The sequence below is a fragment of the Mycobacterium sp. TH-M25 genome, from assembly GCF_057473665.1.
This window is the reverse complement of record NZ_JBYCLA010000572.1, coordinates 1-3350: the sequence shown is the minus strand read 5'-3', so window position 1 is coordinate 3350 and position 3350 is coordinate 1. Positions and strand designations below refer to the sequence as shown.

Annotated in this window: 3 protein-coding genes and 1 pseudogene; all 4 read left to right on the top strand. The window is 63.7% G+C overall.

All coding sequences use genetic code 11. From position 1 onward, the window contains the following. Window positions 1-79 precede the first annotated feature (79 nt). A complete protein-coding gene (locus AC2VOU_RS19115) occupies window positions 80-1489 on the top strand; it encodes an MFS transporter (protein ID WP_486958770.1) in 1410 nt (469 codons plus the stop codon). Further along, entirely contained in the window at window positions 1486-2292 is an 807-nt protein-coding gene (gene cysQ / locus AC2VOU_RS19110; RefSeq protein ID WP_486958769.1) for a 3'(2'),5'-bisphosphate nucleotidase CysQ, read from the top strand. Before AC2VOU_RS19115 ends, cysQ begins: the two co-directional genes overlap by 4 nt. A gap of 112 nt (window positions 2293-2404) precedes the next feature. Next, window positions 2405-3151: an adenylyl-sulfate kinase gene (cysC, locus tag AC2VOU_RS19105; RefSeq protein WP_486958768.1), complete on the top strand. Its 747-nt coding sequence runs from the start codon at window positions 2405-2407 to the stop codon at window positions 3149-3151. A 1-nt stretch (window position 3152) separates the two neighbouring features. Continuing rightward, window positions 3153-3350: pseudogene (locus AC2VOU_RS19100) on the top strand (sulfotransferase domain-containing protein); the annotation flags it as partial.

Below are 3350 nucleotides of genomic sequence, written 5' to 3'. Positions count from 1 at the left end.
GGGCCGGTCGTGAAATCCTTTGCTGAAGTATCGATCCCGGCCACACCGGCCCTCCGCATGGCCGCTGGGGCGCTGAGCAGTGGGTAGCCGTCACATCACCGAGTGGAATCCGGAGGATGTCGCGGCCTGGGAGTCCGGCAACAACGCGATCGCCCGCCGCAACCTGTTCTGGTTGGTCATCACGGCGCACGTGGCGTTCTCGGTCTGGTACCTCTGGTCGGTGGTCGTGCTGTTCATGCCGGAGTCGGTCTACGGTTTCTCCACCGGCGACAAACTCCTGTTGACCGCTACCGCCTCGCTGGTCGGTGCGCTGGTGCGGATTCCCTACGCCGTGGCCATCAACTGGTTCGGTGGCCGCACCTGGACGACGTTCTCGTCGCTGGTGCTGCTGATTCCCACGGCCGGAACCATCGTGTTGCTGGCGAACCCGGGCCTGCCGTTGTGGCCGTATCTGGTGTGTGCCGCCCTCACCGGCCTGGGCGGAGCTAATTACTCGGCGTCGCTGGCCAAGGTCGACGGCTATTACCCGCACCGCCTCAAAGGGTTCGTGCTGGGTCTGACCGGTGGAATAACCAACCTCGGGTCGGCGGCGATCCAAGCCGTCGGCTTGGTGGCGCTGGCCACCGCCGGCCATGCGGCGCCGTATTGGGTGTGTGCAATTTATCTGGTGCTACTTGCCGTCGGCGGGGTCGGGGCCGCGCTGGTGATGCACGACAACGTCGCCCACCGCAACCACCTCCATGCCTGGCGCAACCTGCGCGCGATCCTCGCGGTGTCGGACACCTGGATGATCTCGTTGCTCTACATGATCGTCTCGGGCACGTTCCTGGGGTTCGCGTTCGCCTTCGGGCAGCTGCTCCAGCATAACTTCCTGGCCGACGGCCAGAGCCAGGCGCAAGCGTCGCTGCATGCCGCCGAGATCGCCTTCACGGGGCCGTTTCTGGGGTCGCTGGCCCGCATCGTCGGCGGCAAGGTGAGCGACCGCATCGGCGGGGAACCTGTAACGTTCGGCGTCTTCGTCGCCGCCGCCCTCGCGGACGGATTCTTGGTCGGCGTCAGCATGCACGACCACGCCGGCGGGTCAGCGGCGGCCTCCACGACGATCGGCTACATCGCCGGATTCATGGTGCTGTTCATCTTCACCGGTGTGGGCAAGGGATCGGTGTACAAACTCATCCCGTCGATATTCGACGAGCGCAGCCGCGGCCTGAACGTCAGCGACGCCGACCGCCGAGACTGGGCACGGGTGCGATCCGGGGCGCTCATCGGCTTTGCCGGTGCGTTCGGTGCGGTCGGTTCGGTCTGGATCAACCTGGCGCTGCGCCAGTCCTACGCCATCGCCGGGACCGAGACGCCGGCCTTCGCGATCTTCACGGCGACCTTCGTCATCGGCGCGATCGTGATCTGGGCGCGCTACATGCGGAGCCCGCGCCCGCCGGTCCAGCCGACCCAGCGAAACCACGACGAGATCAGGAGCGTGCAGCGATGAACAGCCCCGCAGACCGCAAGTCGCCCGAGTCCGGGTGCAGCCAGTTCGCCGAATCGATCAACGCGATAGCGGTCGAGGCCGGAGAGTTGATCCTGACCCACTTCCGGCAGCATCTTCGGCCGATCGCGGACAAAGGCGACCACGGTGCGGACACCTCACCGGTCACGGTGGCCGACCTGGAGTCGAATCGGTGCATAACCCAGCGTCTGCAGGCCCGGTATCCGGAGATCCCGTTGATTTCCGAGGAGTCGGCTGCCTCCGGTTACGAAACGCGAAAGGGCTGGCGGCGCTTCTGGCTTGTCGACCCGCTGGACGGGACCAAGGAGTTCCTCGCCGGGAGCGACGAGTTCACCGTCAACATCGCCCTGGTCGAGGACGGTGAGCCCACCTTCGGAACGATTTACGTACCCGCCAAGGATGTGCTCTACCACGCGGAGAAAGGCTGCGGGAGCTGGAAACGGGCCGCCGGAGAGGCGGACGTGCGAATATTCTCCACGTCGCCCGATCTCAGCGAGGGAATCACCGTCGTGGAGAGCAAGTCACACCCGTCGCCGGAATTGGAGAACTACCTGAAGGATCTACCGGTGAAGAAACGGGTGACCGCCGGGAGTTCGCTGAAGTTCTGCCTGGTCGCCGAGGGCCTTGCCGACATCTACCCACGACTCAATCCGACCATGGAGTGGGACGTCGCGGCCGGTGACTGCATCTACCGGAATTCGGCGCGTCATGGCCAGCGGCACTCATCGCTCACCTACAACAAGCCGACGCTCAAGAATGACAGCTTCGTCATCGGATTCAAATAAGACCGGATTTGGGTGGGATAATGACAGGTCAAACCGAATGCAACCTGCGTCGGCACCCTCTCGTGTATCAGCAGCTCCCGCCGGCTGTTTCCCCGATAGGAGGATCCGTAGGATGAACACCCACATCACCTGGCATCGCCAGACCGTCCGTCGCGCGGAACGCGAACGCCTGAACGGAAACCGCGGTTGCGTTCTCTGGTTCACCGGACTAAGCGGCGCCGGGAAGAGTACGGTGGCCGGGCTGGTGGATCGGAAACTCTATGAGCGTGGCGTCCACAGTTACCAGCTCGACGGGGACAACGTTCGTTATGGGCTGAATGCGAGCCCGGAAATACTGGCCAAACAGCACGACCGACACTTCTCCGACCGTTTCGGCCTGGGGTTTTCCGCGGAAGATCGTGAGGAGAATATCCGCCGGATCGGCGAGGTCGCAAAATTGTTCTGCGATGCCGGTATGGTTGCCGTCACCAGCTTTGTCAGTCCGTATCGCCGCGACCGGGACAATGTCCGCGCCAACCTCGACGCCGGCGACTTCGTGGAAATATTCGTCGACACCCCGATCCAGGTGTGTGAAGGCCGCGATCCCAAAGGGCTCTACCGAAAGGCCCGGGCCGGCGAGCTCAAAGGGTTCACCGGCATCGACGATCCCTACGAAGCCCCGACCAGCCCGGAGCTGCGCCTCGACGGTGAGCAACCCCCCGATGCACTCGCCGACCAGGTGATCGCGTATCTGGTGAGCGTGCGCGCGATGCCGTCTTCACCGGATGTCGCGGATTCGAGCATTTGCTCCGGGCAGACTGATGTTCCGGCGGCGGAATCTCATCCGGCCGCGTGTGTGTCCACAGAACGGAGGATTTAGCATGCAAAGTCAAATTGTCGGCCCGAGCAGAATCATGCGGGACTATCTCTCGGATTCCAGGGTCTGGCGGGATTTCCTGGCCCAAGGCGGTTTTGTCCAGGGGGACGTTCTTGTCGCCGATCCGTTCAAGGCCGGAACCACCTGGACACAACAGATCCTGCAACAGATCTTCGACAACGGCCAGGAAGCCGAAGTAGGC